The sequence below is a fragment of the Cupriavidus sp. HE11 genome, assembly GCF_056097175.1.
The window spans coordinates 3,307,403-3,334,238 of the sequence record NZ_CP184464.1 but is presented as its reverse complement, the minus strand read 5'-3'; the positions used below and the strand labels follow the sequence as shown (position 1 = coordinate 3,334,238).

General features: G+C 66.2%; 27 protein-coding genes. 12 read left to right on the top strand and 15 right to left on the bottom strand.

Annotated features, from left to right (window positions below; translation table 11 throughout):
* Positions 1-13 precede the first annotated feature (13 nt).
* Positions 14-895 carry an alpha/beta fold hydrolase gene (locus tag ACOABP_RS15500; protein ID WP_474225982.1) on the bottom strand — a complete coding sequence of 294 codons (882 nt, stop codon included), beginning with the start codon at positions 893-895 and terminating at the stop codon, positions 14-16.
* A 181-nt stretch (positions 896-1,076) separates the two neighbouring features.
* Between ACOABP_RS15500 and ACOABP_RS15495 the strand changes: the two genes are divergently transcribed.
* A complete protein-coding gene (locus ACOABP_RS15495) occupies positions 1,077-1,853 on the top strand; it encodes a 3-hydroxybutyrate dehydrogenase (RefSeq protein ID WP_066738562.1) in 777 nt (258 codons plus the stop codon).
* A gap of 10 nt (positions 1,854-1,863) precedes the next feature.
* Positions 1,864-2,358, top strand: coding sequence for a DUF411 domain-containing protein (locus ACOABP_RS15490; RefSeq protein WP_474225981.1), 495 nt, complete (start codon positions 1,864-1,866; stop codon positions 2,356-2,358).
* Positions 2,359-2,504: 146 nt separating this feature from the next.
* Here the strand turns inward: ACOABP_RS15490 and ACOABP_RS15485 are convergent, their stop codons facing one another.
* Together ACOABP_RS15485 and ACOABP_RS15480 are read right to left on the bottom strand one after the other, a co-directional pair.
* Positions 2,505-3,143 carry a CoA transferase subunit B gene (locus tag ACOABP_RS15485; RefSeq protein WP_474225979.1) on the bottom strand — a complete coding sequence of 213 codons (639 nt, stop codon included), beginning with the start codon at positions 3,141-3,143 and terminating at the stop codon, positions 2,505-2,507.
* An 11-nt stretch (positions 3,144-3,154) separates the two neighbouring features.
* Entirely contained in the window at positions 3,155-3,853 is a 699-nt protein-coding gene (locus ACOABP_RS15480) for a CoA transferase subunit A (RefSeq protein WP_066738568.1), read from the bottom strand.
* A gap of 157 nt (positions 3,854-4,010) precedes the next feature.
* Here ACOABP_RS15480 and ACOABP_RS15475 point away from each other — a divergent pair, with 157 nt between their 5' ends.
* Complete coding sequence (locus ACOABP_RS15475; RefSeq protein WP_474225978.1) at positions 4,011-4,556, top strand: helix-turn-helix transcriptional regulator; 546 nt, start codon at positions 4,011-4,013, stop codon at positions 4,554-4,556.
* A 124-nt stretch (positions 4,557-4,680) separates the two neighbouring features.
* Here the strand turns inward: ACOABP_RS15475 and ACOABP_RS15470 are convergent, their stop codons facing one another.
* The 5 genes from ACOABP_RS15470 to ACOABP_RS15450 form a co-directional block, all read right to left on the bottom strand.
* A complete protein-coding gene (locus ACOABP_RS15470; protein WP_474225977.1) occupies positions 4,681-5,082 on the bottom strand; it encodes an acyl-CoA thioesterase in 402 nt (133 codons plus the stop codon).
* Entirely contained in the window at positions 5,082-6,110 is a 1,029-nt protein-coding gene (locus ACOABP_RS15465) for a DctP family TRAP transporter solute-binding subunit (protein ID WP_474225975.1), read from the bottom strand. Before ACOABP_RS15465 ends, ACOABP_RS15470 begins: the two co-directional genes overlap by 1 nt.
* A 40-nt stretch (positions 6,111-6,150) precedes the next feature.
* Positions 6,151-7,455, bottom strand: coding sequence for a TRAP transporter large permease (locus ACOABP_RS15460; RefSeq protein ID WP_474225973.1), 1,305 nt, complete (start codon positions 7,453-7,455; stop codon positions 6,151-6,153).
* The gene (locus tag ACOABP_RS15455) at positions 7,452-8,051 is read right to left on the bottom strand and encodes a TRAP transporter small permease (RefSeq protein ID WP_474225972.1); all 600 of its coding nucleotides are present in this window, start codon (positions 8,049-8,051) and stop codon (positions 7,452-7,454) included. Before ACOABP_RS15455 ends, ACOABP_RS15460 begins: the two co-directional genes overlap by 4 nt.
* 109 nt (positions 8,052-8,160) lie before the next feature.
* Positions 8,161-8,946 carry an SDR family oxidoreductase gene (locus ACOABP_RS15450; protein ID WP_474225970.1) on the bottom strand — a complete coding sequence of 262 codons (786 nt, stop codon included), beginning with the start codon at positions 8,944-8,946 and terminating at the stop codon, positions 8,161-8,163.
* A 431-nt stretch (positions 8,947-9,377) separates the two neighbouring features.
* Here ACOABP_RS15450 and ACOABP_RS15445 point away from each other — a divergent pair, with 431 nt between their 5' ends.
* Positions 9,378-11,057 (top strand): electron transfer flavoprotein-ubiquinone oxidoreductase, encoded by a 1,680-nt coding sequence (locus ACOABP_RS15445; RefSeq protein ID WP_474225968.1) that lies wholly within the window; start codon positions 9,378-9,380, stop codon positions 11,055-11,057.
* A gap of 227 nt (positions 11,058-11,284) precedes the next feature.
* Here ACOABP_RS15445 and ACOABP_RS15440 read toward each other — a convergent pair whose 3' ends face one another.
* Positions 11,285-12,247, bottom strand: coding sequence for a flagellar brake protein (locus ACOABP_RS15440; protein ID WP_474225967.1), 963 nt, complete (start codon positions 12,245-12,247; stop codon positions 11,285-11,287).
* Positions 12,248-12,542: 295 nt separating this feature from the next.
* Between ACOABP_RS15440 and ACOABP_RS15435 the strand changes: the two genes are divergently transcribed.
* Positions 12,543-13,244, top strand: coding sequence for a FadR/GntR family transcriptional regulator (locus tag ACOABP_RS15435; RefSeq protein WP_474225965.1), 702 nt, complete (start codon positions 12,543-12,545; stop codon positions 13,242-13,244).
* Positions 13,245-13,288: 44 nt separating this feature from the next.
* On the top strand, positions 13,289-14,395 hold the full coding sequence (locus ACOABP_RS15430) for an NAD(P)/FAD-dependent oxidoreductase (protein WP_474225964.1): 1,107 nt from the start codon (positions 13,289-13,291) through the stop codon (positions 14,393-14,395).
* Between the two features lie 76 nt (positions 14,396-14,471).
* Here ACOABP_RS15430 and ACOABP_RS15425 read toward each other — a convergent pair whose 3' ends face one another.
* From ACOABP_RS15425 to ACOABP_RS15405, 5 genes are all read right to left on the bottom strand, one after another.
* On the bottom strand, positions 14,472-15,665 hold the full coding sequence (locus ACOABP_RS15425) for an MFS transporter (RefSeq protein WP_474227854.1): 1,194 nt from the start codon (positions 15,663-15,665) through the stop codon (positions 14,472-14,474).
* Positions 15,659-16,762: a chorismate synthase gene (gene aroC / locus ACOABP_RS15420; protein WP_474225962.1), complete on the bottom strand. Its 1,104-nt coding sequence runs from the start codon at positions 16,760-16,762 to the stop codon at positions 15,659-15,661. Before aroC ends, ACOABP_RS15425 begins: the two co-directional genes overlap by 7 nt.
* A gap of 96 nt (positions 16,763-16,858) precedes the next feature.
* Complete coding sequence (locus ACOABP_RS15415; RefSeq protein ID WP_474225960.1) at positions 16,859-17,635, bottom strand: glutathione S-transferase family protein; 777 nt, start codon at positions 17,633-17,635, stop codon at positions 16,859-16,861.
* Between the two features lie 2 nt (positions 17,636-17,637).
* Positions 17,638-19,542, bottom strand: a complete 1,905-nt coding sequence (locus tag ACOABP_RS15410) for an MFS transporter (protein WP_474225959.1) — start codon at positions 19,540-19,542, stop codon at positions 17,638-17,640.
* Positions 19,543-19,700: 158 nt separating this feature from the next.
* Positions 19,701-20,156 carry a CBS domain-containing protein gene (locus ACOABP_RS15405; RefSeq protein ID WP_066738597.1) on the bottom strand — a complete coding sequence of 152 codons (456 nt, stop codon included), beginning with the start codon at positions 20,154-20,156 and terminating at the stop codon, positions 19,701-19,703.
* A gap of 234 nt (positions 20,157-20,390) precedes the next feature.
* Between ACOABP_RS15405 and ACOABP_RS15400 the strand changes: the two genes are divergently transcribed.
* From ACOABP_RS15400 to ACOABP_RS15390, 3 genes are read left to right on the top strand one after another with little or no spacing between them, the layout of a single operon-like run.
* Complete coding sequence (locus ACOABP_RS15400; protein ID WP_474225957.1) at positions 20,391-21,701, top strand: O-acetylhomoserine aminocarboxypropyltransferase; 1,311 nt, start codon at positions 20,391-20,393, stop codon at positions 21,699-21,701.
* Complete coding sequence (locus tag ACOABP_RS15395) at positions 21,701-22,522, top strand: alpha/beta fold hydrolase (RefSeq protein ID WP_474225956.1); 822 nt, start codon at positions 21,701-21,703, stop codon at positions 22,520-22,522. Before ACOABP_RS15400 ends, ACOABP_RS15395 begins: the two co-directional genes overlap by 1 nt.
* Positions 22,523-22,560: 38 nt before the next feature.
* Complete coding sequence (locus ACOABP_RS15390) at positions 22,561-22,878, top strand: Mpo1-like protein (RefSeq protein ID WP_092595921.1); 318 nt, start codon at positions 22,561-22,563, stop codon at positions 22,876-22,878.
* A gap of 35 nt (positions 22,879-22,913) precedes the next feature.
* On the opposite strand, the gene ACOABP_RS15385 is transcribed toward ACOABP_RS15390, so the two are convergent.
* Positions 22,914-24,254, bottom strand: coding sequence for a YihY family inner membrane protein (locus tag ACOABP_RS15385; RefSeq protein ID WP_474225954.1), 1,341 nt, complete (start codon positions 24,252-24,254; stop codon positions 22,914-22,916).
* A 141-nt stretch (positions 24,255-24,395) separates the two neighbouring features.
* Between ACOABP_RS15385 and wrbA the strand changes: the two genes are divergently transcribed.
* The 3 genes from wrbA to ACOABP_RS15370 are packed head-to-tail and all read left to right on the top strand — an operon-like array spanning position 24,396 to position 26,826.
* Positions 24,396-24,992, top strand: a complete 597-nt coding sequence (gene wrbA / locus ACOABP_RS15380; protein ID WP_474225953.1) for an NAD(P)H:quinone oxidoreductase — start codon at positions 24,396-24,398, stop codon at positions 24,990-24,992.
* Positions 24,989-25,387 carry a DUF2069 domain-containing protein gene (locus ACOABP_RS15375; RefSeq protein ID WP_474225951.1) on the top strand — a complete coding sequence of 133 codons (399 nt, stop codon included), beginning with the start codon at positions 24,989-24,991 and terminating at the stop codon, positions 25,385-25,387. Before wrbA ends, ACOABP_RS15375 begins: the two co-directional genes overlap by 4 nt.
* A gap of 14 nt (positions 25,388-25,401) precedes the next feature.
* A complete protein-coding gene (locus tag ACOABP_RS15370) occupies positions 25,402-26,826 on the top strand; it encodes an FAD-binding oxidoreductase (RefSeq protein ID WP_474227853.1) in 1,425 nt (474 codons plus the stop codon).
* Positions 26,827-26,836 lie beyond the last annotated feature (10 nt).

Sequence of the window (26,836 nt, the reverse complement as noted above, 5' to 3'; positions counted from 1 at the left end):
CAGCAAAAATTCGTTACGTACCCAGGAAAAAGGCCCGGGCAATGGCAATCTGCGCCGGCTCGACAAACGTGGGCGCATGCCCCACATCCGGGATTTCCACGGTCGACACTTGCTTGCCCCGCGCCACCATCTCGGCCACCGTCTCGCGCAGCAACAGGTCGGACTGGGCGCCGCGCACGATCAGCGTCGGCCCCGTGGCTGCCTCGAACATGTGCCACAGCGACAGCTCGCCGGCCTGCACCGCCTCGGGCGGCGTTTCCCTGAACGGCACGGCCAGCGCGGGATCATAGTGCAGCCCCCACTCCAGCCCCTCGGTGCCCTGCACCGGCTTGAGGATGGCACCGTTAAGCTCGCGCCATTGCTCGGGCGTATGGCGACCGAACGATGCACTGATCGTCTGCAGGTATGCCAGACCTTCTTCGAAAGTCTTGAACCGGACAGGCAGGCCCAGGTACGCGCCGATGCGCTCCAGCGCCTGCGCCGTGATGCGGGGCCCCACATCGTTGAGCAGCAGCTTGCGCACCGGCGACTTCGGCAGGCCGGCCAGGCCCATGCCGATCAACCCGCCCATCGACGTGCCGAACCAGTCCACCTGCTCCACGTTGAGCCGCGCGATCAGCGTCACCATGTCCGACACATACTGCGGCACGACATAGTGATGCGGATCGGCCAGCCATTCCGAGCGTCCGCGGCCGACCACATCGGGACACACCACGCGATACTCGTCGGACATCGCCTGCGCCAGCGCATCGAAGTCGCGCCCCGTACGCGTCAGGCCATGCACGCACATCAGCACGCGCGGATTCAGGGGATCGCCCCATTCGTGATAGGCCATGCGATGCAGGCCCGACGGGCTGATGCACTGGACGAATCCGAGGCGCGGACTGGAAGACATCTGTTGACTCCCCTGCTGGTGCCACCGCATCCCGTGCGGCGTGCGAGTTTTTCCGGAATTTCTTGCCCGCGATGAAACACCGGGCAGAACGCGCCGAAATACGGCGCCAGGCCAAAGCCGGATTGTACGCCCTGCGAGTACAATGCCACAGCACATCCTGACACTCCCGACGGAGGCTTACATGCTCAAAGGCAAGACGGCACTGGTCACGGGCTCGACCAGCGGTATCGGACTCGGCATCGCGCAGGCTCTGGCTGCGCAGGGCGCGAACATCATTGTCAACGGATTCGGTGATGCCGACGGCGCAAAGGCGGAAATCGCCCGCGCCGGCAGCGGCATCCAGGTGGGCTACCACGGCGCCGACATGAGCAAGGCTGGCGAGATCGAGGACATGATGCGCTATGCCGAGAAGGACTTCGGCGGCGTGGACATCCTGGTCAACAACGCCGGCATCCAGTTCGTGGCAAAGATCGAGGAATTCCCGGTGGACAAGTGGGATGCCATCATCGCCATCAACCTGACCTCCGCCTTTCATACCACCCGCCTTGCCCTGCCGTCGATGAAGACGAAGAACTGGGGCCGCATCATCAACGTGGCCTCCACCCACGGCCTGGTCGCCTCGGCCGAGAAGTCGGCCTACGTGGCGGCCAAGCACGGCATTGTGGGCTTCACCAAGGTCACCGCGCTGGAAACCGCGCAGACCGGCGTCACCGCCAATGCGATCTGTCCGGGGTGGGTGTTGACCCCGCTGGTGCAGAAACAGGTGGAAGCCCGCGCGCAGAAGGAAGGTATTCCCGTCGAACAGGCCAAGCGCGAGCTGGTGCTGGAAAAGCAGCCGTCGGGCCAGTTTGTCACGCCCGAGGAACTGGGCGCGCTGGCCGTGTTCCTGTCGAGCGAAGCGGCCAGGCAGGTGCGCGGCGCGATCTGGAACATGGACGGCGGCTGGGTGGCGCAATAAGGAGGCATCGATGCAGCGTAGTCAATCGGGACGCCAGTCGCGACGCAATGCCCTGCGCACCCTCGGTGCCAGTGCCCTGCTGCTGTCCCCGCTGATGGCTCTGGCCCAATCGCCAAAAGCCCTGAAGATCGACGTCTACAAGAGCCCGACCTGCGGCTGTTGCGAAGACTGGGTCAAGCATCTGCGCGACAACGGCTTTACCGTCGCCACGCACGATGTCGAAGATACCGGGGTGTATCGAAAGAAGTACGGCATTCCCGAGCGCTTCGGCTCCTGCCATACCGGCGTCATCGACGGCTATGGCATCGAGGGCCACGTGCCGGCCAGCGATATCAGGAAACTGGTGGCCGCGAAGCCCAAGGCAGCCGGCCTGGCCGTGCCGGGCATGCCGGTAGGCTCGCCGGGCATGGAGTACGGCCCGCGCAAGGACCCGTTCGACGTGCTGCTGGTGAAGTCCGATGGCGCGGCGTCGGTCTTTTCGAGCTACAACAAGCCCAAGGCCTGAGCCCGGGCGCCCTCGCCGGCCAACCCGGCCAACGCCCTGCTCCCGTCAGAAGATAAAACCCCCGCCGGCGCAAACCGGCGGGGGTTTTATCTTGATGCCGCGAAATTCCGCTCGGAAACCGCTCGGAAACCGCTCGGATCAGCCGCTCAGATCAGTTCGGCTTCCGTCTTCGACTGGACTTCCTCGCGCGACACGCCCGGCGCCGTTTCCACCAGCTTCAGGCCTTGCGGCGTCACGTCGATCACGGCCAGGTCGGTGATGATGCGGTTCACCACGCCCAGGCCTGTCAGCGGCAGGTTGCATTCCTTGAGGATCTTGACGTCCTCGGTGCCGTCCTTCTTCTTGGCCGTGTGTTCCATCAGCACCACCACGCGGCCTACACCGGCCACCAGGTCCATGGCGCCGCCCATACCCTTGACCATCTTGCCCGGGATCATCCAGTTGGCAAGGTCGCCGCGCTGGCTGACCTGCATGGCGCCCAGGATAGCCAGGTTGATCTTGCCGCCGCGAATCATCGCGAACGAATCAGCCGACGAGAAGATCGACGAGCCCGGCAGCGTCGTCACGGTCTGCTTGCCGGCGTTGATCATGTCGGCGTCCACTTCTTCCTCGGTCGGGAACGGGCCGATGCCGAGCAGGCCATTTTCCGACTGGAGCCACACCTCCATGCCTTGCGGCACGTGGTTGGCTACCAGCGTCGGCAGGCCGATACCCAGGTTCACATAGAAGCCGTCCTGCAGCTCCGCGGCCGCGCGTGCGGCCATTTCATCACGTGTCCATGCCATGATCTGTCTCCTTACTTGGCACGCACGGTGCGCTGTTCGATGCGTTTTTCGGGGTTCGTGTTCAGCACGACGCGGTGCACGAAGATGCCGGGCAGGTGAACGTCGTCCGGGTCGATCTCGCCGGTTTCGACGATCTCTTCGACTTCGGCGATCGTGATCTTGCCGGACATGGCGCACACCGGGTTGAAGTTGCGCGCGGTGCGGCGGAACACCAGGTTGCCGGCCTTGTCGGCTTTCTGGGCCTTGACGATGGCTACGTCGGACACCAGCGATTTCTCCATCACGTAGGTCTCGCCGTTGAATTCGCGCGTTTCCTTGCCGTCGGCGACGATCGTGCCCACGCCGGTCTTGGTGAAGAAGGCCGGGATGCCCGAGCCGCCGGCGCGCAGCTTTTCGGCCAGCGTGCCCTGCGGCGTGAATTCGAGCTCGAGTTCGCCGGCCAGGTACTGGCGCTCGAACTCCTTGTTCTCGCCGACATACGACGAGATCATCTTCTTGATCTGGCGGGTGGCCAGCAGTTGGCCCAGACCGAAGCCGTCCACGCCGGCGTTATTGGAGATGCACGTAAGCTGCTTGACGCCGCTGTCGCGCAGTGCAGCGATCAGCGCTTCGGGGATGCCGCACAGACCGAAACCGCCCACGGCGATCGTCTGGCCGTCGCGTACGACGCCCGCGAGCGCCTCGGCGGCGCTGGCGTAGACCTTGTTCATGTTCGCTCCTTCCTCGGTAGTCCCGCTCTTGCGCGGCCGGTTGGCCACACGCGGAAATTGTAACGGTACAATCGGCGGTCAGGCGCCGCCGTTGACGCCCCAAAGGATACGTCAATGGATGCCGCGAACGCCATTACGTAAAAGTACATAAGGGATAATGCCGTCCATCGACTACCAGACCGCATTCCAGCTGGCTCCGGTCGGCCTGGTGCTCTCGCGCGCCCGGAGGATCGAGGATTGCAACGACGAGGTCTGCCGGATCTTCGGCACCACGCGCGATGCCCTGATGGGCCAGTCGTTCCAGGTGCTCTACCCCACTGCCGACGAGTTCGAGCGCACCGGCGCGCGCATCGTGCCGGTCATGAACACCCGGGGGCTGTATTCCGACGAACGGATCATGAAGCGCGCCAGCGGCGAGCTGTTCTGGTGCCATGTCACGGGCCGCGCGCTGGACCGCACCGATCCGCTGGGCGCCGGCATCTGGACGTTCGAGGATCTGTCGCAGAAGCGGCCGGTCACGGCCGAGCTGACCGCCCGGGAACGTGACATCGCGGCGCAGCTGGTGGAAGGCAAGACCAGCAAGCAGATCGGCAAGCTGCTGGCGATCAGCCCGCGCACGGTGGACATCTACCGGGCGCGGCTGATGAAAAAATACGGGGCGCACACGGCCGTGGACCTGGTCCAGCGCCTGGTGAACCACTGAGGGAAACCCTGCCCCCTCTCCCCATGAAGGAAAAGGGAGCCAGAACCCTGCCTTCTGTTTGCACCTGGGCGTGGCGCGCGGCAGCGGCCGTCGAACAGCCGACTGCCGCGCCTGACGCCATCCGCTACCCCTCGATCAGCCGCCGGATCTCGTCCGGCACCGGCACGCTCTTCTCCACCGCGTAGTCGCACCACACTACCTTGGCCCCGCCCTCGGCCCAGACCACATCGGGCAGGTCGGTACGGCGGATCTCGATCTTCGTCTCGAAGCTCGACCTGCCGAGCTGGCCCGCGTACACCCGGCATTCGATATCGCCGGGGTAGCGCAGCTGCTTCAGGAACGTCATGTGGGCGTTGATCAGCACGGGCCCGTGGCCGTTGCCGTCCCGGCCATTGCGGCCGATCGACTCGAACCACTCGATCCGCGCCTGCTCCAGGTAACGGAAGTACACGGTGTTGTTGACATGGCCCATTGCGTCCATGTCACCCCACCGGATCGGCATGACGCAGGTGAAGACGTGCTTCATCAGCGCTTGGCGATCGACGCTTCGGCCTTGGTCACCAGGTCGGCGCCGATCTGCTTCTTCCACTTGTCGTAGACCTTGGCCGTGGCCTTCTTGAACGCGTCGTGCTCGGCCGGCGACAGCGAGACCACCTTCACGCCGTGCTGCTCCATGTCCTTCCAGGCCGGCGCACCCGGCTCCACCAGGCCCTTGCGGGCCAGCCCGATTTCCTGTTTGCCGGCGTCGATGGCGGCCTGCTTGACGATCTCGCGGTCAGCCGGCGTCCAGCTTTCCCAGATCTGCTTGTTCACCACGAAGATCAGCGGATCGGCGACATAGCCCCAGGTCGTCACGTACTTCTGGCCGACCGTGTACAGCTTGGCGGCGGCGAACACGCTCTGGGGATTTTCCTGGCCGTCCACCGCGCCCGACGCCATGGCCGGCTGTGCATCGGCCCAGCTCATCTGGGTCGGGTTGGCACCCAGCGCGTTGAAGGTCTCGATGTACAGCGGCGAGCCCACCACGCGCAGCTTCAGGCCCTTGAGGTCTTCGGGCTTGCGGATCTCACGTTTCGAATTCGACACTTCGCGGAAGCCGTTCTCGCCCCAGGCCAGCGGCACCACGCCCGACTTTTCCAGCGTGGCGAAGATCGACTTGCCGACTTCGCCCTGCGTCAGCGCATCCAGCGCCTTGTAGTCGGGCATCAGGAACGGCAGCGAGAACAGGTTCAGTTCCTTGACCTGCGGCGACCAGTTGATGGTCGAGCCCACGGCCATGTCGATCACGCCCTGGCGGATGGCCGAAAACTCGCGCGTCTGGTCGCCAGCCACCAGCGACGTGCCCGGATACAGCTTGATGTTGATGCGGCCGTTGGTACGCTGGCGCACCAGGTCTGCCCAGATTTCGCCGCCCTTGCCCCACGGGAACGCGGGGCCAAGCACCAGCGACATCTTGTATTCGGACTTGTAGGTCTGGGCCATTGCGGCCGGCGCGGCGAAGGCAGCGGCGGCAATCGAGGCGGCAACGGACAGCATCAGGGCACGGCGTTTCATTCGGGAATCTCCTCGTTTCATTTTCGTCTTGTCGTTCAAATCAGTAGCCCAGGTAATCGGGCAGCCAGGTAGCCAGCGGCGGATAGGCCAGCACCATCAGCATGGCGATGAACATCGCCAGCAGCATCCAGATCACCCAGGGCACGGTTTCTTCCATGCGTACGCGGGCAATTCGGCACGACACCATCAGGTTCACGGCCAGCGGCGGCGTGAACTGGCCCAGCGCCACCTTCAGCGTCAGTACCACGCCAAACCAGACCGGGTTCCAGTGGAATGCGTTGGCAATGGGCAGCAGCAGCGGCACGAAGATCAGGAAGATCGAGATGCCGTCCAGGAACATGCCCACCGTCATCAGCAGCAGCACGATCAGCGCCAGCACGCCGTACTCGCCCAGGCCCGAATGCGCGATGGCATTCGCCAGCGGGTCGATCACGCCAAGCGTGGACAGCGCGTAGGCAAAGATGCCGGCCAGCGCCACCACCAGCAGGATCACCGCCGACGTTTCCGCGGCCTCCTGGAAGATCGTGAACAGATCGCGCATGCCGATGCTGCGATAGATCACCATGCCGACGAAAAGGCCGTAGACCACGGCCACCACGGCAGCCTCGGTCGGCGTGAACCAGCCCGCGCGCATGCCCCCCAGGATCAGGAACGGCGCCACCAGGCCCCACGCAGCCTCGCGCAGGCTCTTCCAGAACGGCGGGCGCGGCAACGCGGCCTCGATATGCCCCATGTTGTGCTTGCGCGCCAGCCACACGGCCGGCACGATCAGCGCCACGCCGGCCAGGATGCCCGGGATCATGCCGGCCGCGAACAGCGCCGGCACCGATGCACCCGGCACCAGCACGCTATAGATGATGAAGGCCACCGACGGCGGGATCAGGATGTCCGTGGCCGCTGCGGCGCCCACTACCGCGGCGCTGTACGACCCCGGGTAGCCGGCACGCGACATCGCCGCGATCATCACGCCGCCCACGGCCGCCGCATTGGCGGGGCCGGAGCCCGAGATGCCGCCCAGGAACATCGCCACCAGGATGGCTACCAGCGGCAGCATGCCCGGGCCGCGACCCACGATGGCAATGGCAAACGTCACCAGCCGCTGCGCCACGCCGGAGCGGTCGAAAATCGACCCGACCAGCACGAACATCGGAATCGCCAGCAGCGGGTATTTGGCAAGCCCGGCATAGAAGTTCTGCGGCACGGCCAGCAGGCCAAACATCTGCGTGTCCAGGTTCGACAGGCCGATAGCCACCAGACCGCCCAGCCCCAGCGACACGCCGATCGGCACGCCCAGCAGCATCAGGCCGATGAACACCACGAAAAGGATAATGGCGACCAGTGTCATTGCGGCTGGCCTCCGTCCCGGTTCGCGGCATGGAGCGCCTTCAGCGCGCGGACATTGCGCAGCGCCAGGGCCAGCGCCCGCAGCGCGATGGCCGCCGACAGCACCGGCAGCCAGATCGAATACCACCAGCTGGGTACGCCGATGCCCGGCGAGGTCTCGCCGAACGCGTACTCATCCCAGGCAACCCGCGCGCCAAGCACCGCCAGCGCCAGGAACATCACCGCCACGGCCACGGCCGACAGGATCGCCAGCCGCTTCTGCCGCGCCGCGCTGCCCCGGTCGAAGAAATACTCGATGCGGATATTGCGGTCGCGCGCCACGGCGGCGCTGCCGGCCACCAGGGCCAGCACGATCATCAGGAAGACCGAGAATTCCTCGGTCCAGGCGAACGATTCGTCGGTGAAATAGCGGACCACCACATTGGCAAACGTGATGGACACCAGCAGCACCATCACAATCACGCCAATCCAGTCCTCGATACGCGGTGAAATGCGGAATTCGCTTTCGCGTGCCTCGTCGGCGGCTTCGGGAACGATCACCGAATCGACGATATGCTGCGGCCCGGCGTCGCGCCGTGCCTGTTCTTCTTGAGCCATCAAAACCCGGCCTCCGGTTCCGGGCCGCCCCTGGCCGTCTGGCCGTCCGGGGCGTTTCTCCTGTTGCTTATTCTTTTATCGGCCCGTCCCCTCCCCGAAGGGTCAGCGGTCAGACCATGCCATCGTCGGCAGTGACCACCGCGCCGTTGATAAAGCGCGATGCATCGGACGCCAGCAGCAGCAAGAGGCCATCGAGGTCTTCGGGTTGGCCCAGGCGCTTGCGCGGCAGCATCTGGATCAGCTTCTGCCCCGCATCGGTATCCCAGTGGTGGTGGTTGATCTCGGTGTCGATATAGCCGGGGCAGATCGCGTTCACGTTGATACCGTGGCGCGCCCACTCCAGGGCCATGGCCTTGGTCATGTGGACCACGGCGGCCTTGCTCATGCAGTAGACACCAATCTGCGACAGTACCTTGAGACCGGCCACCGACGCAATATTGACAATACGCGCCTGGGGCAGCGGATTGCCCAGTTTCTCGGCGCCCTTGGCCCGCGCGATCATGCGCTTTGCCACTTCCTGGGCCACGAAGAACGCGCCGCGGGTATTGGTATCGAAAACGAAATCGAAGTCGTCGGCCGTGACGTCGGTGAGCTTCTGCGTGGTGGACACGCCCGAGTTGTTCACCAGGATATCGATGGAGCCGGCCTCGGTCTCGGCATGCGCAACGGCGGCGCGGATGCTGTCCGGGTCGGTCACGTCCAGCCGCACCACGTGGGCGCTGCCGCCATCGGCCTCGATTGCAGCCCGCAACTCCTTGAGCCGCTCCACGCGGCGCGAGGCCAGGATGACTTTGGCGCCGGCGGCCGCCAGAACGTGGGAAAACCGCGTGCCCAGTCCGCTCGACGCCCCGGTCACCAACGCGACCTTGCCTTCCAGATTGATCGACAAACCCATAGTTACCTCGGTGTGGGAGCAACCGCGCCGGCCGGCATGGCCGGCTGTTCCGCATGGCGGGAGCCTGGGAAGGCACCTGCAGATGCGCGGCCGCAGCTTATCAAAAAAAAGAACGGTCGTTCAAAAAAATGTCTTGCCTGAGGGTGTCGAGTCCCGGACAATGCCGAAGATTCTAAGAACTTGGCCCCCAAAGGGAAAGAGGAAAAACGCCTAGATCCGGCCCGGTAACCCGCCGATAGCCGGTCAGCGCGCATGCCGCGCCGCGCCCGCACCGGGCACGCGCGTGCCGCCACACGTCGAACCCGCCTCGCACCCCGCACGGTCCCCGGTTCCGCAGAGCCACGATTACCGCATCCCACAATCCGCACGCCTGGAGAGGGCTGCAACATGCGGCAGTATTGCCGCCCAGAAGAAACTGAGGGTTAGAGACAATGGATCAGCAACAGCTCGTCGAGCAGTTCGGCCCGCGCGAAGCCATGGAATATGACGTGGTCATCGTCGGCGGCGGTCCCGCCGGCCTGGCCACCGCCATCCGCCTGAAGCAGCTTGCCACGGAAAAAGGCGGCGACGTCAATGTGTGCGTGCTGGAAAAGGGCTCCGAGCCCGGCGCGCATATCCTGTCGGGCGCCATCATGGACCCGATCGCGCTGAACGAGCTGATCCCTAACTGGAAGGAACTGGGCGCCCCGCTGAACCAGCCCGTCACCGAAGACAAGTTCCTGTTCCTCGACGAAGCCGGCTCCAAGGGTGCCCCGCTGCTGCCCGAGTGCTTCCATAACGAAGGCAACTACATCGTCAGCCTGTCGAACTTCGTGCGCTGGCTGGGCCAGCAGGCCGAGGCGCTGGGCGTGGAGATCTTCCCGGGATTCCCGGCCGCCGAGGTGCTTTACAACGACGACGGCTCCGTGAAGGGCGTTGCCACCGGCAACATGGGCATCAACAAGGAAGGCGAGCCCACCGAGAACTTCCAGCTCGGCATGGAACTGCATGCCAAGTACACGATCTTCGCCGAAGGTGCGCGCGGCCATCTGGGCAAGCAGATCATCGCCCAGTACAAGCTCGACGCAGGCAAGGATCCGCAAAGCTACGGCATCGGCCTGAAGGAACTGTGGGAAATCGACCCGGCCAAGCACAAGCCCGGCCTGGTGGTGCACACGGCCGGCTGGCCGCTGGACCCGGCCACCTACGGCGGTTCGTTCCTCTATCACATGGAAGACGGCAAGGTCGCCGTCGGCTTCGTGGTGGGCCTGGACTACACCAACCCGTGGCTGTCGCCGTTCGAGGAATTCCAGCGCTTCAAGACCCACCCGGAAATCCGCCAGTATTTCGAAGGCGGCAAGCGCATTGGCTATGGCGCCCGCGCCATCACGGCTGGCGGCCTGCTGTCGCTGCCGAAGACCGTATTCCCGGGCGGCGCGCTGGTCGGCTGCGATGCCGGTTACCTGAATGCCTCGCGCATCAAGGGCAGCCACGCCGCGATCAAGACCGGCATGATGGCCGCCGAAGCCGCCTATGACGCGCTGCAGGCTGGCCGCCAGCACGACGAACTGACCGCCTACCCGGCCGCGTTCGAACAAAGCTGGCTGCACAAGGAACTGCTGCAGGCCAAGAACTTCAAGCAATGGTTCAAGAAGGGCCGCACCACGGCCACGCTGATGACCGGCATCGAGCAGTGGCTGCTGCCGAAGCTGGGCATCCGCAACCCGCCCTGGACCATCCACCGCACCAAGCCGGACCACGTGTACCTGAAGCCGGCCGCCGAGTGCCAGAAGATCGAGTACCCGAAGCCGGACGGCAAGCTCACCTTCGACCGCCTGTCGTCGGTGTTCATCAGCAACACCAACCACGAAGAGAACCAGCCCGCGCACCTGACGCTCAAGGACGCCAGCGTGCCGGTCAACGTCAACTGGGAAAAGTTCGCCGGCCCCGAGTCGCGCTACTGCCCGGCCGGCGTGTACGAATTCGTGCAGAACGACGATGGCAAGGAGCGCCTGCAGATCAACGCGCAGAACTGCGTGCACTGCAAGACCTGCGACATCAAGGACCCGACGCAGAACATCGTGTGGGTCACGCCGGAAGGCGGCGGCGGCCCGAACTACGTGGGCATGTAAGCCGCGCCTGACGTAGCATCCGGAACGCCGGCCAGTGGCCGGCGTTTTTCTTTGGCGTCTACGCAGACCGCGCAAGATGCGCAATGGCGTCACGCATCCGCGCCGCGCGGTGCGTGGAACACGATGACAACCATGGCACCGGGAATGCCATGGTCTGTACGCGCATCGCCGCGATGAGCCGGCTATCGAGGCAGAAGCAGCAACAGAGACAGAAGCAGATGCCGGCGTCAGACCGGCATGCAGGTGGTCGCCAGCAGTTGCTCGTAGATAAAGCACTGCAGCAGCGTCAGTTCGCGCTCGCCCAGCGCGTCGAACGCCACGCCAAAGGCGGGGAATTCCTCATCGTCCTGCCCCGGCGCGCTGCGCACCGTGGCGTCGATCATGACTTCGGCATCGAGCGCCCCAGTGCGCAACTGGAAACGAAGCCGCACCTTCTGCCCCACCGCGGGCGCGGGCGATGACGTCTGCACCAGCGCGCCGCCAGTACTGAGGTCGGACAGCAGCCCCAGCCGCGCCAGTCCCTCGCCCACGCGCTGGTCGACGGTCAGATCGGTGACGGTCTGGCTGGCGTCGTTGCCGCCGCTGCCGTCGATTCCGCCATTGCTGTCATTGCCGCCCTCGTCGGCCTCGGCGCCCGCATCGAACAGATAGGCTGCCAGTCGCGTCGGCACACGCGCGGCACGGCGCACCGGCATCTGCTCGGTCTGCGCCGGCGCCGACAGCACCAGGTAGCGGAACGGGCTGCGGCACACGGCCGTTACGGTCGACGTGAAGCTGTGGATGGCGTGGCCCGAGAACCCGCGCAGCAGCAGGGTTTCGCCGGCATGCACGGCCAGTTCGCGCCCGCCCAGGGTGGGCCAGGTGACAAACAGCCCCTGTTCGATAAAGCCGATCAGGCGGCTTGCCGCGGCGCGCGACTGCTCGCCCGGGGTCTTCACGTGCAGCAACGTGCCCACCTGCAGGCCCAGCGGCCCGGCGCTGAGGCGCGAGCCGGCCAGGGCATCGGGCTCGTTGCCGGGCTCCGGCATGTCGTCAGGCCGGCAGACGGTGCCGTGCCGGAACATCAGCGCCAGATCGCGCGCATCGGGAATGATGCTGCCACTGCCAAGCATCAGGTTGCCCTGTCCGTCCAGCAAGGACCAGGGAAGCGGCTGCCCGACGGGCAGGTCTTGCGGCGTAAGCGGAATCATGGCGTCGAGGACTCCCCGCGCGCCGACGCATGCCGCGCCAGCGCAAGAAATCGTGATGGATGGCTGCCTGCCATGACCGATGACGGACACACCAACCCTGATGCGTCTGCTATCGACCAATGTGACAGAACCTTGACCCCACCTTGGTAGCGTGCGCATTCGGGACAAACCCTTGTGGCGTCGCCGCCATTCCGCCATCTCGGTATCAATAGATGCTTGACGTCCATCAATCGACCTTGCAGAATCAGCGTTCAACGAAAAGCTGTCAGACAGCCTGACAGCATGCCGGATCACAATGGATCGCCTGTCCCGCCCCGCTTCCCTTGCCAGCCGCATTGCCCAGACCTTGCGCGACGATATCGCCGCCGGACGCTTTGCCGCGGGCGCGCGCCTGCCGGCCGAGGCCGCGCTGGCTGAAACGTTCGACGTCAGCCGCCCCATCGTGCGCGAGGCCATTGCCCTGCTGAAGGCGGACGGCGTGCTGGTTACGCGCAAGGGTTCCGGCGCCTATGTGTCCGAGACGCCGGGCGGCCAGGTCTGGCGCGTAGCCAGCACGCCCGACGGCGGCCCGACCCTGGCCCAGCTTTTCGAACTGCGGCGCGTGGTGGAAACCGCCTGCGCCGAAATGGCGGCGCTGCGTCGCACCGAAGCCGATCTGCAACGGATTCGCGACGCCCTCGCCAGCATGCAGCGCCATGCTGCGGATTTCCCCAGCGCCGCGGCTGCGGACATCGCGTTCCATCACGCCATCGCCCAGGCCGCGCACAACCCGTGTTTCACTGGACTGACCGATTTCGTCAGCCAGCAACTGCTGGTGGCCCGCCAGCATGCGTGGGAAAACAGCGCCCGGCTGCACGCCGCCCAGGGCGTACCGCGCGCCGCCGATACCGAACATGACGCGCTGGTCGACGCCATCGCAGCCGGCAATCCCGAAGCGGCGCGCGCCGCCGCATCGGCCCACCTGAGCGCCGCCGCGCAACGGATGGGGCTCGACTGAACACCCGACAACAGAACAGACCGGAACAAGACAGGAGCAGACAGATGGAAAACGTGGATTGCGTCGTGATCGGCGCTGGCGTGGTGGGCCTGGCCGTGGCACGCGCGCTGGCGCAGCAGGGCCGCGAGGTCATCATCCTGGAAGCCGAAAACGCGTTCGGCACGATCACCAGCGCGCGCAACAGCGAAGTCATCCACGCCGGCATCTACTATCCCGCCGGATCGCTCAAGGCCGACCTGTGCGTGCGCGGCAAGGCCATGCTCTACGACTACTGCGCCAGCCACCACGTGACGCACCAGCGCTGCGGCAAGCTGATCGTGGCCACCAGCGAAGCCCAGGTCGCCACGCTGGCCGGCATTCGCGCCAAGGCCGAGGCCAACGGCGTGCACGACCTGCGTCTGCTGACGCGCGACGAGGCACGCGCCCTGGAGCCCCAGCTCGAATGCCACGCGGCCCTGCTGTCGCCATCGACCGGCATCATCGACAGCCATGGCCTGATGACCGCCCTGCTGGGCGATGCCGAACAGGCCGGCGCGATGCTGGCCGTGCAGTCGCCGGTGGTATCCGGCGCCGTTACGCCCGATGGCATTCGCCTGGAAGTGGCTGGAGAAGATGGCGAAACGACGCTGCTGGCCCGCACGGTGGTCAACTCCGCAGGCCTGACCGCCCCCGAGCTGGCGCGCCGAATCGACGGCATCCCGCCCGAGCACATTCCCGGCCAGTACTACGCCAAGGGCTGCTATTTCACGCTGGCTGGCCGCGCGCCGTTCTCACGGCTGATCTACCCGGTGCCCGAGGCGGCCGGGCTTGGCGTTCACCTGACGCTGGACCTGGGCGGCCAGGCGCGCTTCGGCCCCAATGTGCGCTGGATCGACGAGATCGAATACAGCGTGCCGCCGCACGACGCCGACAGCTTCTATGACGAGGTGCGCCGCTACTGGCCGGGCCTGGCCGATGACGCCCTGCAGCCGGGCTACGCCGGTATCCGCCCGAAGATCAGCGGCCCAGGCGAGACAGCCGCCGACTTCCGCATCGACGGCCCTCAGGTGCACGGCGTACCGGGGCTGGTGAACCTGTTCGGGATCGAATCGCCGGGGCTGACGTCGTCGCTGGCGATTGCGGAGAAGGTGGCGGGGTTGCTGGCAAATTGATGATTTGCTCCCCTCCCCCAATGGTATGGGCGAGGGGGAGCGCATATTGACCTGTGTCGCGCGGACACGGACAACCTCAGGCCCGCTCGGCCTCCCCGCGAAAACTCATCACCGCACAGCCGGCGCCCAGCGCCGCTGCCAGCGCCGCCAGCCCGAACGTGTGCATCGGCGCCAGCGTCTTCCACGTCCATCCCATGACCAGGCCGCCGAGCGTGCCGCCGAGGCCGTAGGAAATGCCCGTATAGAGCGCCTGCCCGCGCCCCTGCAGCGGCCCGGCAAACCAGCGCTGCAGCCGCTTGAGGCTGGCGCTGTGGTGCGCGGCGAACGTGGCCGCATGCAGGACCTGCACGGCTGCCATCAGCCAGGCGTACTGGGCGAAGTACCCGGTCACGCCAAAGCGCAGCGCGGCCAGCACAAAGGTGCCCGCCAGGATCGTGCGCAGCGCCAGCGCGCCGAACAGCCGCCCCTGATAGAAGAAGAACACGATCTCGGCCACCACGCCAATGGTCCACATCACGCCAATGGCGATCTTGCTATAGCCCAGTTGCTCCAGGTACAGCGAATAGAACACGTAGAGCGCCGCGTGGGCGAACATCATCAGGAAGGCCGACGCCAGGAACCATGCCACATCGGGCCGGCGCAGCAGCGGCAGTGCCGGTGGCGGCTTGACGCGCGGCCCCTCGTCTTCGGCATCGCGCAGCCCGAATACCACCACGGCGAACAGCGCCAGCATTGCGCTGGCCAGCCACGGGAAGGCCGGCATGCCGAAGTGCTCGAACAGCGCGCCGCCCAGCAGCACGGCCGCGATAAAGCCGACCGAGCCGAACATGCGCACGCGGCCATAGCGATGGTCGAACGCGCCATGGCGGCGGAGCGTGGAAATCGTCAGCGCATCGCCCAGTGGCGACATCGCGCTGGTAATCAGGTTGAGCCCGATCATCATCGCCATCATGCCGCCATAGCTGTGGACGCCGGGCACGGCCAGGAACGCCAGCAGCGACGCCACGGCCGCCAGCCGCAGCAGTTTCACGCGCGTATGGGTAACGTCCGACAGCCAGCCCCAGAGGTAGGGCCCGACGATGCGGCTTAGCTGGAAACAGGCCATCAGCACGCCGATCTGTACCGGCGAGAAGCCGCGATCGGCGAAGAACAGGCTCACATATGGCGAGATGACGCCAACGTAGCCGTAGTAGCCGAGGTAGAAAAGTCCGAAACGGAAATAGGTGGCCGGGTCGATCGACCCTGGCCGGTATGAGGCGGTACTCAGGATTTGACCTGCGCCGGGATGCGCGGCGTGTCCACGCGCACATCGCCGCACTGGGCGCGGTGGCGCAGCGCATGGTCCATCAGCACCAGCGCCAGCATTGCTTCGGCAATCGGCGTGGCCCGGATGCCCACGCACGGGTCATGGCGGCCGAACGTCTCGACGCTGGCCGACTGGCCCGCCTTGTCGATCGATTCACGCGCGGTGCGGATGCTCGACGTCGGCTTGATCGCCAGCGACACCGTCACGTCCTGCCCGGTGGAGATACCCCCAAGCACGCCGCCGGCGTTGTTGGTGCGGAAGCCTTCCGGCGTCAGTTCGTCGCCATGCACGGTGCCGCGCTGGGCCACGCTGTCGAAGCCGGCGCCAATCTCCACGCCCTTGACCGCGTTGATGCCCATCATCGCGTGCGCGATATCGGCGTCAAGCTTGTCGAACAGCGGCTCGCCCAGGCCCACCGGCACGCCACTGGCCACCACCTCGATGCGCGCGCCGACGGAATCGCCATCGCGGCGCAGTGCATCCATATAGGTTTCCAGCTCGGGCACGATATCGGCGTTCGGCGCGAAGAACGGGTTCTCCGGCACATGCTTCCAGTCCGTGAACGGCACTTCGATCTCGCCGAGTTGCGACATGTAGCCACGGATCTCGGTGCCGTACTGCTCGCGCAGCCACTTCCTGGCGATGGCAGCCGCGGCCACCACCGGCGCAGTCAGGCGCGCCGACGAACGGCCACCGCCGCGATAGTCGCGGATACCGTACTTGTGCCAGTAGGTGTAGTCGGCATGGCCGGGACGGAAGGTCTCGACGATATTGCCGTAGTCCTTGCTGCGCTGGTCGGTGTTGCGGATCAGCAGGCAGATCGGCGTACCCGTGGTCTTGCCTTCGAACACCCCCGACAGGATTTCAACCTGGTCCGGCTCCTGGCGTTGTGTGACATGGCGCGACGTGCCGGGCTTGCGGCGATCCAGGTCGATCTGGATATCGGCTTCGGTCAGCGACATGCCCGGCGGGCAGCCATCCACAACCGCGCCAATGGCGGGGCCGTGCGATTCGCCGAACGTGGTGACTGTGAAAAGCAGGCCGAGGGTATTGCCAGACATGGTTGAAATGCGCAGGAATTGGGGGACGGGCTACATTGTAAGGCCATTAGCGCCCGGACAGACGCGTCGGCGCCGCAAGCTGGCCCCGACGCCAGGTCAGGCGCCAGCCGTCTCGGGTGTACCAATACCGGCCGCCGGCTTGCCGAAATCGGGCGCGAACACGCCGCTGCCCACGAAATCGGGATAAAACTGCGCCCGCATGCGCGCCAGGTAGGCCTGCAGGTTGGCGTGCGATTGCGCCGCCGCCCGGATCGGCGTCTCGAACACGGGCGACTGCAGGCTGGCCGCGAACGCGAACAGGGTGGCGTCGGCGCCGCATGGCCGATCACCCATCAGGTACGGCTTGTTGCCCAGGATGTCGGCCACGGCCTGCACGCCCTGCACCGCGATGGCGGTCATGTCGTCCAGGCTATGGCGCCCCAGGCCTTGCGACCACAGCATCTGGCGCACACGGCGCTTGACCAGCGCCTTGACCATGCCGCGCAGCGGTCCAGGCACCACGTTGAAGAACTGCGCCGGCCCACGCTCGAAATTGTCGCCCTCCAGCCAGCGCACGCGTGCCACGGCCCAGTAGAGATTGTCCTCGAGCAGTTTTTCCACCGCCCAGGCCGCGCCGCGCTCGGCCGGCGTCAGGCCTTCATCGAAATCCACGTGGTAGGTCTTCTCGAGATGCCAGCGGATCAGCGTCGAATCGGCAACCTGCCGGCCCATGTCGTCCAGGTACGGCAGCTTGCCCTTGGGCGCCCGGCGCACGTTGCCGCGCCGGGTCTGGTATGGCAGCCCGGCCAGCTTCAGCAGCATCTCGGCCTTGATGACGAACGGGCTGGCGTCGGGCAGGCCGAACGCGGGACCAAACGTGAACAGCGTGATCATCGTTATTTCCAGTCGCCGCGCAGGGCAAGCACCATCTGTTGCAGACTTTCGGGCGTGGCCGCCTCCGGCGGCACCGGCTCGCCCACCACCAGTTCCAGCTTGCTCAGCAGGCCGCGCCGGAACGGCCGGGTCATGGCCGGCGCGCCCTTGCGCGAGAAGAAGCTGCCCCACAGACCGCGCAGCGCCATCGGCACCACCGGCACCGGCGTGCGCTGGATGATCTGCGAAACACCGGTCTTGAACGAGTTGATCTCGCCGGTGGCGGTGATCTTGCCCTCCGGGAAGATGCAGACCAGTTCGCCGTCTTCCAGCGCGGCCGCCACGGCGTCGTAGGCACGCGACAGCAGTTCGGGATTCTCGCGCGCCGGTGCAATCGGAATGGCCTTGGCCTGGCGGAAGAACCACGACAGCCCCGGCACCTTGAAGATATTGTGATCCATCACAAAGCGCACCGGGCGCGGGCTGGCGGCCATCAGCACCACGGCATCGGCAAAGCTCACGTGGTTGCAGACCAGCACGGCGGCGCCCTCTTCCGGAATCCGCTCGGCATTCACGCGGCGCAGCCGGTAGATGGTATGCACGAGCAGCCAGGCGATAAAGCGCAGCAGGAACTCGGGCACCAGCGTATAGATATAGACGGCCACCACGGCATTGAGCAGCCCGACCACCAGGAACAGCTGCGGGATCGAATAGCCGGCCTGGGTCATGAACACGCCCAGCAGCGACGCGCCGATCATGAAGAAGCTGTTCAGGATGTTGTTGGCGGCGATGATGCGCGCGCGGTGCGTGGGCGCCGAACGGCTCTGGATCAGCGCATAGAGCGGCACACTGTAGAAGCCGCCGAACATCGCCACGCAGAACAGGTCGACCAGCACGCGCCAGTGGCCCGACTGGGCCAGGAAGCCGCCCACGCCGCTGAGCGTGCCGCCCGTAGCTTGACCATGCGTGGCGAAAAAGAGATCCACCGCGAACACCGTCATGCCGATCGACCCGAACGGCACCAGCCCGATTTCCACATGGCGCCCCGACAGCCGCTCGCACAGCAGCGACCCGATGCCGATCCCGACCGAGAACACGGCCAGCAGTAGCGTGACCACGTTCTGGTCGCCGCCCAGCACATCCTTGGCAAAGCTGAAGAACGACGTCAGGAAGGTGGCGCCCAGGAACCACAGCCACGAAATGCCCAGCAGGCTCAGGAACACCACGCGGCTCTGGCGCGCCAGGATCAGGTTGCGCCAGGTCTCGGTAAACGGGTTCCAGTTGATGCGCAGGTCCGGCTGGGGTGCCGGAGACAGCGGAACGCCCTGCGAGACCGTGCGCCCGGCCAGCGCGATGACCACGCAGACGATGCCCACGTAGAGCGGCCCCACCACCTTGCCATCGGCGCCCGTCAGGCCGGCCAGCTCGCCACCCAGCAGCGTGCCCAGCAGGATGGCGACGAAGGTGCCCATTTCCACCAGCCCGTTGCCGCCCACCAGTTCGGTCTGGTCCAGATGCTGGGGCAGATAGGCGAACTTGACCGGCCCGAACAGCGTGGAGTGCAGCCCCATCAGGAATGTGCCCGCGTAGAGCAGCGTGGCGCTGTGCAGGTAGAAACCGGCCAGCCCCAGCACCATGATGCCGATCTCCAGCGACTTCACCAGCCGGATCAGCCGCGACTTCTCGATCTTGTCGGCAATCTGCCCGCTGGTGGCCGAAAACAGCACGAACGGCGCGATGAAGATGGCGGAAATCAGGAAGGCCGCGCTATGCGGATCGACGCCGTCGAACAGCGCAGCGTGATAGGTGACCAGCGAGGTAAACGCTACCTTGAAGACGTTGTCGTTCATGGCCCCCAGGAACTGCGTCCAGAAAAACGGGGCGAAACGGCGCACGCCAAGCAGGCGAAACTGGCTTTGTTGGCTCATCGATGGCAAACAGGATGTGGACCCCGGTGACCCGCCGGGGCATCAGTTCGCCGCCATCATGCCAGCAGCGGGCAGGATCGGCTACAGGGAGCGGCCCAAATCGGAATAGTCTGATAGCGGGAAAGTCCGATGCCGTGGCGGCACCGGACGGCAGCGGGCTAGCGCGCCGGCTGTTCCTTTTCTTCCGGCCAGTCGCGGATGTACGCCTTGAGCATCTTGTTCTCGAAGCTCTGCTCCTCGACAACGGCCTTGGCGACGTCGTAGAACGAGATCACGCCCATCAGCGTGCGTTTTTCGAGTACCGGCAGGTAGCGGGTGTGGCGCTCGAGCATCATGCGGCGCACCTCGTTGACGTCGGTTTCGGGCGTGCAGGTCAGCGGCGCGTCGTCCATGACCTTGCGGATGCTGTGGGTGCCCAGCGTGCCGTTGTTGGCCGCCAGGACCTCGATGATTTCGCGGAAGGTCAGCATGCCGACGAGGTCGCCGTACTCCATGACCACCAGCGAGCCGATATCGTGCTCGGCCATGGTCTGGATGGCCTGCTGCAGCGGCGTATCCGGCTTGACGGTAAAGAGCGTGTTGCCCTTGATCTGCAGGATGTCGCTGACTTTCATGATGGTGTCTCCGGGGCTGCCTTGTATTGCAGGGTCTGTGGCTCAGGTTTGATGGTCGATGCTAGCCCAAACCGCCGCCTCAAGTAAAGCGAGCGCGGCCTCCAGAGGCCTGCCAGGCGGGCCCGGGGGCCCGATCCGGCGGGAAAAACCCGGGCTGTCCCGTGTGGCGCATGATGCTAGGATGCCGGTCGGAGACAACCACACGCGGCCCGGCCGACCGGGCCCTTTCCCGCCATGTCCACATCGTCTGGCAGCCGTTTCGACACGCTGGCCCTGCACGCCGGCGCTGCGCCCGACCCCACCACCGGGGCCCGCGCCACACCGATCCACCTGACCACGTCGTTCGTGTTCCGCGACAGCGAGCATGCGGCGTCGCTGTTCAACATGGAACGCGCCGGTCACGTTTACTCGCGCATCAGCAATCCCACGGTGGCCGTGTTCGAGGAGCGCGTAGCCGCGCTGGAAAACGGCGCCGGCGCCATCGGCACGGCCTCGGGCCAGGCCGCGCTGCATCTGGCCGTGGCAACGCTGATGGGAGCCGGCTCGCATATCGTGGCGTCCACCGCGCTGTACGGCGGCTCGCACAATCTGTTGCATTACACGCTGCGCCGCTTCGGCATCGAGACCACCTTCGTCAATCCGCGCGATATCGACGCCTGGCGCGCCGCCATCCGTCCGGAGACGAAGCTGCTGTTCGGCGAGACGCTGGGCAACCCCGGCCTGGACGTGCTCGATATCGAGACGGTCGCCCAGCTCGGCCAGGAACACCGCATTCCGCTGCTGGTGGACTCCACGTTCACCACGCCCTACCTGCTGCGGCCGTTCGACCATGGCGCCGGCCTGCTCTACCACTCGGCCACCAAGTTCCTGGGCGGCCACGGCACCACCATCGGCGGCGTGCTGGCCGAAGGCGGCACGTTCGACTTCGAGGCCTCGGGCCGTTTCCCGGAACTGTCCGAGCCCTACGAGGGCTTCCACAACATGGTGTTCACCGAGGAAAGCACAGTGGCGCCGTTCCTGCTGCGCGCGCGCCGCGAAGGGCTGCGCGACTTTGGCGCCTGCATGAATCCGATGGCGGCCTGGCAGCTGCTGCAGGGCATCGAGACGCTGCCGCTGCGCATGAGCCGTCACGTCGACAACACGCGCCGCGTGGTGCAGTTCCTGGCCGCCCACCCAATGGTGGAATCGGTGGCCTACCCCGAACTGGAATCGCATCCGGACTACGAACTGGCGAAACGGCTACTGCCGCGCGGCTGCGGCGCCGTGTTCAGCTTCAACCTGAAGGCCGATCGCAAGGCCGGCCAGCGCTTTATCGAGAGCCTGTCGCTGTTCTCGCACCTGGCGAACGTCGGCGATGCCCGCTCGCTGGTGATCCATCCGGCCTCGACCACGCATTTCCGCATGGACGCCGCCGCGCTGAAGGCGGCCGGCATTGGCGAAGGGACGATCCGGCTGTCGATCGGCCTGGAAGACCCGGACGACCTGATCGACGACCTGAAACGCGGTCTCAAGGCCACCGAGAAGGCCATGGGAGGCAAGGCGTGATGAAACTGACCGTTGCCGGCCAACCGGCCTATGCCTATACGGGCGGGAAGCCGTTCGACGCCACCCTGCCCTGCGCGATCTTCGTCCACGGCGCCCAGAACGATCACAGCGTCTGGGGGCTGCAGACGCGCTGGTTCGCCAATCACGGATTTTCGGTGCTGGCCGTGGACCTGCCTGGCCACAACCGCAGCACAGGCGCGCCGCTGACCACCGTCGAGGACATGGCCGACTGGGTCATGGCGCTGGCCCGCGCGGCCGGCGTCACGACCCCGGCGCTGGTGTTCGGCCACAGCATGGGGTCGCTGATCGCGCTCGAATGCGCGGCCCGGCATCCGCAGGCCGTGCGCGGCATCGGGCTGCTGGCTACCGCGTATCCGATGAAGGTGTCCGACGCCCTGCTCGACGCCGCGCTGCACCGCGAAGGCGATGCCATCGCGATGGTCAGCCAGTGGTCCATTTCCAGTCTCGCCAGCAAGCCGTCGTCGCCGGGGCCCGGTGCATGGATGCATGGCGGCAGCCAGCGGCTGATGGAGCGCGTCAGCGCCCGCAACCCTGGCGCCCACGTCTTCCACACCGATTTCTCCGCCTGCAACGCCTACGCCCATGGCGACGAAGCGGCCGCTGCGGTGGCCTGTCCGGCCCTGTTCATCGTGGGCAGCAAGGACATGATGACGTCGCCAAAAGCAGCCCAGGCGCTGGCGGGCAAGATGCCGAAGGCCCAGGTCGTGACCGTGCCGAGCGGCCACGCGATGATGGGCGAAAAGCCCGACGACGTGCTCGACGCGCTGGCCGTATTCGCAAGGTCTACACTTCAGCAATAGGAAGACTTCGAAAACAACAACAAAATCAGGAGACTGCGATGGCCCAGGCCCATGCCAAGGAATTCGCCAGCTTTGCCGATTTCTATCCGTACTACCTGAGCGAACACCGCGACCGCACCTGCCGGCGGCTGCATTTCGCCGGCTCCACGCTGGCGCTGGCCTGCCTGGTGACCCTGGTGGTCACCGGCAACGCGTGGTGGCTGCTGGCGGCGCTGGTATCGGGCTACGCCTTCGCCTGGGTCGGTCACTTCGGCTTCGAGAAAAACCGCCCGGCCACGTTCCGGCATCCGTTCTACAGCCTGATGGGCGACTGGGTGATGTACGCCGACATCCTGCGCGGCAAGATCCCGTTCTGAAGGCGCGCCGCGCAGGCGGCGTGCCCCGGCCGTGCTCAGCCCTGCCCGTGGCGGCCCGGCGGCACCGCCTGGACCACGGCGCTACCCGCTCTATTCGCTTCGTTGGCCGCCGCATCGGCAGTCTGCTGCCGAAACACGGCTTCCAGCGGCTGGTCCAGCTGCGGGTTGTCCAGGATGCCACGCAGCACCTCCACCCCCTGCATCTGCTGCGCCAGCGCCGTGCGCGGCAGGCGCGCCATGTTCAGCACGAGCCGGTCATGCAGCGTGCGCAGCGTGACCTGGGACGGATCGCACAGCAGCGCCCAATGCGCCTGACCATGGTCCTGCTGCAGCTTGCCCACCAGGTGCAGCGCCTTGAGCTTGGCAAGCAGCCCGGCCAGGTAGTCGGCCTCCACCCGCAGCTTGCGCCCCATGTCCAGTTCGCCCACGCTGCGCGGCACCTCCTCGCGCGCGCGGTACAGCACGTAGAGCACGCCCAGCGCGTCGAAGAACTCGCTGCCCGCGAACGTGCGGCGGCGCCAGTGGCCCTCGCGGATCACCGGCAGGTTCGCGGCGATGGTGGCACCCAGCAGCGTCACCAGCCAGCTCACGTACATCCACAGCAGGAACAGCGGCAGCACGGCAAACGCGCCGTAGACGGCCGTGTAGGTCGGAATATGGGTAATGAAGTAGCCGAAGGCGCGCTTGGCAACCTCGAAGGCCACGGCAGCCACGATGCCGGCGAAGATCGCGTCGCGCCAGTCCACGTAGGCGTACGGCACGGCCATGTACAGGAAGGCAAACGCCAGCGCGGTCAGTCCGATGGGAATCAGGCTGACCACCAGGCCCATGCCGAACGGCAGGTTGCCGACATAGCCCATCGAGATCGAGATCAGGTACGAACTGACCGACAGGCTGCCGCCGATCAGCACCGGCCCGAGCGTCAGCACGGCCCAGAACACGAGCACCCGCTGAGCCAGCGGGCGGCGCCGCTTGACGCGCCAGATTGCGTTGAGCGCATCTTCCACGGTCAGCATGGTCAGCACCGACGTCACCATCAGGCCGCCCAGGCCCAGGGCTGTCAGCCCCCGTGCGCTCTTGGAAAACTGCCCAAGGTAGCGCGACACCGAATCGCTGATATTGCCGCCCGGGATCAGGTTCTGGAACAGGAAACCCTCGATTTCGCCGCGAAATTCGCGGAACACCGGAAACGCGGCCAGCAGCGCGAACGCCACGGTCAGCACGGGCACCACGGACAGGAACGTCGTGAACGTCAGGCTGGCGGCCACCTGCGGCAGGCGGTTCTCGCCGGCACGGCGCAGCGCGTAGCGGGCCAGTGCGCGCACCTTCTGCAGGTTCCATTCCCTGCGCAGGCGGGCAATGCGGACGGCGGACATGCGGGGGCTTTCTCCTTCGGATTCGATGAAACCAGCCGCGAGGCCGGCGGCGCGGCACTTCGGGCAGCGCCGCAACTATAATACGCGGATCGTTTTGCGGCGCTTGTCCCGGCACCATCCGCCGCCCGCGCCTGCCCATCCATGACCGACATCCTCGTCCTTTACTACAGCCGCCACGGCGCCACCCGCAGACTCGCCGAACTGATCGCCACCGGCATCGAAAGCGTCCCCGGCGCCCAGGCCCGCCTGCGTACCGTGCCGCCGGTCTCCACGGTCTGCGAGGCCACCGCGCCGGACATCCCGCCCGAGGGCGCGCCCTATGCGGAACTGGGCGACCTGGAGGAATGCGCCGGGCTGGCGCTGGGCAGCCCCACCCGGTTCGGCAACATGGCCGCCCCGATGAAGTATTTCCTCGATGGCACGGTTGCCCAGTGGCTGTCCGGCGCGCTCGCCGGCAAGCCGGGCTGCGTGTTCACGTCGACCGGCAGCCTGCATGGCGGCCAGGAAACCACGCTGCTGTCGATGATGCTGCCGCTGCTGCACCACGGCATGGTGATCGTCGGCCTGCCCTATTCCGAGGCCGGCCTGATGACCACCACGGCCGGCGGCACGCCCTACGGCCCCAGCCACCACGCGCACGTGGACAACCACGGCCCGGTCACCGACCAGGAATCCGCGCTGGCAACGGCCATGGGCCGCCGGCTGGCACAAACGGCCCTGAAGCTCGCCGCACGATGAAGACCCCCGACGATTTTTCGCTGCACAGCCCGGCGCTCTGGCGCCTGAGCCTGACCAGCCTGATCGCGCTGATCGCGCTGTGCATCGCCTGGGAATGGTTCCTGGCGCCGCTGCGCCCAGGCGGCTCGTGGCTGATCCTGAAGTGCGTGCTGCTGCTGCCGGTGCTGCGCGGCATCTGGACGCGCAACCGTTACACCATGCAGTGGTCGTCGATGCTGATCCTGCTGTATTTCACCGAGGGCATCGTGCGCGCCACCAGCGACCGTGCCCCGTCGTCGTGGCTGGCCTGGGCCGAGGTCGCCCTGACGCTGCTGTTCTTCGTCAGCACGATCCTGTACCTGCGCCCTTACAAGCGCCGCGCCAAAACCATCGCCAAGACGTCTCAACCCTCCTGATTGCCATGACCGCCGTGCATTCCGACTCGTTCCTCGATCTCTGCCGGGCCGCCATCGGCCCGCAAAACGTGCTGACCGACGCGGCCGACAAGGCGCCGTACCTGACCGACTGGCGCCGCCGCTATACCGGCGACGCGCTGGCCGTACTGCGCCCCGGCACCACCGAGGAAGTGGCCGCCGTGATGCATGCCTGCCATGCGCACAAGCTGGCCGTGGTGCCGCAGGGCGGCAATACGGGCCTGTGCGGCGGCGCCACGCCCGGGGCCGGCGAGTCCGCCGCGCGGGGCGTGGTGGTGCTGTCGCTGCAACGCATGAACCGCGTGCGCCAGGTGGACCCGCTCAACAATACGATCACGGTGGAAGCCGGCGTGATCCTGCAGCAGCTGCAGGACGTGGCGCGCGAGCACGGGCGCCTGTTTCCGCTGTCGCTGGCGGCCGAAGGCAGTTGCACGATCGGTGGCAACCTGTCCACCAACGCCGGCGGCACGGCCGTGCTGCGCTATGGCAATACGCGCGAGCTGTGCCTGGGGCTGGAGGTGGTCAACGTCCGCGGCGAGGTCTGGGACGGCCTGCGCGGCCTGCGCAAGGACAATACCGGCTACGACCTGCGCGACCTGTTTATCGGCGCGGAAGGCACGCTCGGCGTCATCACCGCCGCCGTGATGAAACTGTTCCCGGCGCCGCGCGCCCGCGTGACGGCACTGGCGGCGGTCAAGAGCCCGCGCGCCGCGCTGGCCCTGCTGGCTATCGCCCAGTCGCACGCCAGCGCCATGCTCACCGGCTTCGAACTGATGTCGGCGATGTGCATCGACCTGGTGACCAGGCACTTTCCGCAGCTGCGCTATCCGTTCAGCGAGCACCATCCGCAACTGGTGCTGCTGGAGCTGTCCGACAGCGAGAGCGAAGACCACGCCCGCGGCATCTTCGAGACCATGATGGAAGCGGCCTTCGACGCCGGCGTGGTGACCGATGCCGTCGTGGCGGAATCGGTGCAGCAGTCGCGCGATTTCTGGAACCTGCGCGAGCATATTCCGCTGGCCCAGGTGGAGGAAGGCAAGAACGTCAAGCACGACATCGCCGTGCCGATCTCGCGCGTGGCCGACTTCATCGAGACCACCGATGCGCTGCTGCAGGACGCCTTCCCCGGATCGCGCATGGTCACGTTTGGCCACCTGGGCGACGGCAACCTGCACTACAACGTGTCGCCGCCGGTCGGTGTCGACAACGACCAGTTCCTGAAGCACCAGGACGCCATCAACCTGATCGTCCACAACAGCGTCCACGCCCACAACGGCTCGATCTCGGCCGAACACGGCCTGGGGCAGCTCAAGCTGGAGGAAAACCGCCGCTACAAGAGCGACGTGGAACTGGCGATGATGCGCGCGATCAAGCAGGCGCTGGATCCGCAGGGGCTGATGAATCCCGGCAAGGTGGTCTGAGCCGTCAAGC

What these genes read in the sequence shown, in the direction of transcription:
- ACOABP_RS15500 (WP_474225982.1), bottom strand. Translation starts at nt 895, where the DNA reads ATGTCTTCCAGTCCGCGCCTCGGATTCGTCCAGTGCATCAGCCCGTCG.
- ACOABP_RS15495 (WP_066738562.1), top strand. Translation starts at nt 1,077, where the DNA reads ATGCTCAAAGGCAAGACGGCACTGGTCACGGGCTCGACCAGCGGTATC.
- ACOABP_RS15490 (WP_474225981.1), top strand. Translation starts at nt 1,864, where the DNA reads ATGCAGCGTAGTCAATCGGGACGCCAGTCGCGACGCAATGCCCTGCGC.
- ACOABP_RS15485 (WP_474225979.1), bottom strand. Translation starts at nt 3,143, where the DNA reads ATGGCATGGACACGTGATGAAATGGCCGCACGCGCGGCCGCGGAGCTG.
- ACOABP_RS15480 (WP_066738568.1), bottom strand. Translation starts at nt 3,853, where the DNA reads ATGAACAAGGTCTACGCCAGCGCCGCCGAGGCGCTCGCGGGCGTCGTA.
- ACOABP_RS15475 (WP_474225978.1), top strand. Translation starts at nt 4,011, where the DNA reads ATGCCGTCCATCGACTACCAGACCGCATTCCAGCTGGCTCCGGTCGGC.
- ACOABP_RS15470 (WP_474225977.1), bottom strand. Translation starts at nt 5,082, where the DNA reads ATGAAGCACGTCTTCACCTGCGTCATGCCGATCCGGTGGGGTGACATG.
- ACOABP_RS15465 (WP_474225975.1), bottom strand. Translation starts at nt 6,110, where the DNA reads ATGAAACGCCGTGCCCTGATGCTGTCCGTTGCCGCCTCGATTGCCGCC.
- ACOABP_RS15460 (WP_474225973.1), bottom strand. Translation starts at nt 7,455, where the DNA reads ATGACACTGGTCGCCATTATCCTTTTCGTGGTGTTCATCGGCCTGATG.
- ACOABP_RS15455 (WP_474225972.1), bottom strand. Translation starts at nt 8,051, where the DNA reads ATGGCTCAAGAAGAACAGGCACGGCGCGACGCCGGGCCGCAGCATATC.
- ACOABP_RS15450 (WP_474225970.1), bottom strand. Translation starts at nt 8,946, where the DNA reads ATGGGTTTGTCGATCAATCTGGAAGGCAAGGTCGCGTTGGTGACCGGG.
- ACOABP_RS15445 (WP_474225968.1), top strand. Translation starts at nt 9,378, where the DNA reads ATGGATCAGCAACAGCTCGTCGAGCAGTTCGGCCCGCGCGAAGCCATG.
- ACOABP_RS15440 (WP_474225967.1), bottom strand. Translation starts at nt 12,247, where the DNA reads ATGATTCCGCTTACGCCGCAAGACCTGCCCGTCGGGCAGCCGCTTCCC.
- ACOABP_RS15435 (WP_474225965.1), top strand. Translation starts at nt 12,543, where the DNA reads ATGGATCGCCTGTCCCGCCCCGCTTCCCTTGCCAGCCGCATTGCCCAG.
- ACOABP_RS15430 (WP_474225964.1), top strand. Translation starts at nt 13,289, where the DNA reads ATGGAAAACGTGGATTGCGTCGTGATCGGCGCTGGCGTGGTGGGCCTG.
- aroC (WP_474225962.1), bottom strand. Translation starts at nt 16,762, where the DNA reads ATGTCTGGCAATACCCTCGGCCTGCTTTTCACAGTCACCACGTTCGGC.
- ACOABP_RS15415 (WP_474225960.1), bottom strand. Translation starts at nt 17,635, where the DNA reads ATGATCACGCTGTTCACGTTTGGTCCCGCGTTCGGCCTGCCCGACGCC.
- ACOABP_RS15410 (WP_474225959.1), bottom strand. Translation starts at nt 19,542, where the DNA reads ATGAGCCAACAAAGCCAGTTTCGCCTGCTTGGCGTGCGCCGTTTCGCC.
- ACOABP_RS15405 (WP_066738597.1), bottom strand. Translation starts at nt 20,156, where the DNA reads ATGAAAGTCAGCGACATCCTGCAGATCAAGGGCAACACGCTCTTTACC.
- ACOABP_RS15400 (WP_474225957.1), top strand. Translation starts at nt 20,391, where the DNA reads ATGTCCACATCGTCTGGCAGCCGTTTCGACACGCTGGCCCTGCACGCC.
- ACOABP_RS15395 (WP_474225956.1), top strand. Translation starts at nt 21,701, where the DNA reads ATGAAACTGACCGTTGCCGGCCAACCGGCCTATGCCTATACGGGCGGG.
- ACOABP_RS15390 (WP_092595921.1), top strand. Translation starts at nt 22,561, where the DNA reads ATGGCCCAGGCCCATGCCAAGGAATTCGCCAGCTTTGCCGATTTCTAT.
- ACOABP_RS15385 (WP_474225954.1), bottom strand. Translation starts at nt 24,254, where the DNA reads ATGTCCGCCGTCCGCATTGCCCGCCTGCGCAGGGAATGGAACCTGCAG.
- wrbA (WP_474225953.1), top strand. Translation starts at nt 24,396, where the DNA reads ATGACCGACATCCTCGTCCTTTACTACAGCCGCCACGGCGCCACCCGC.
- ACOABP_RS15375 (WP_474225951.1), top strand. Translation starts at nt 24,989, where the DNA reads ATGAAGACCCCCGACGATTTTTCGCTGCACAGCCCGGCGCTCTGGCGC.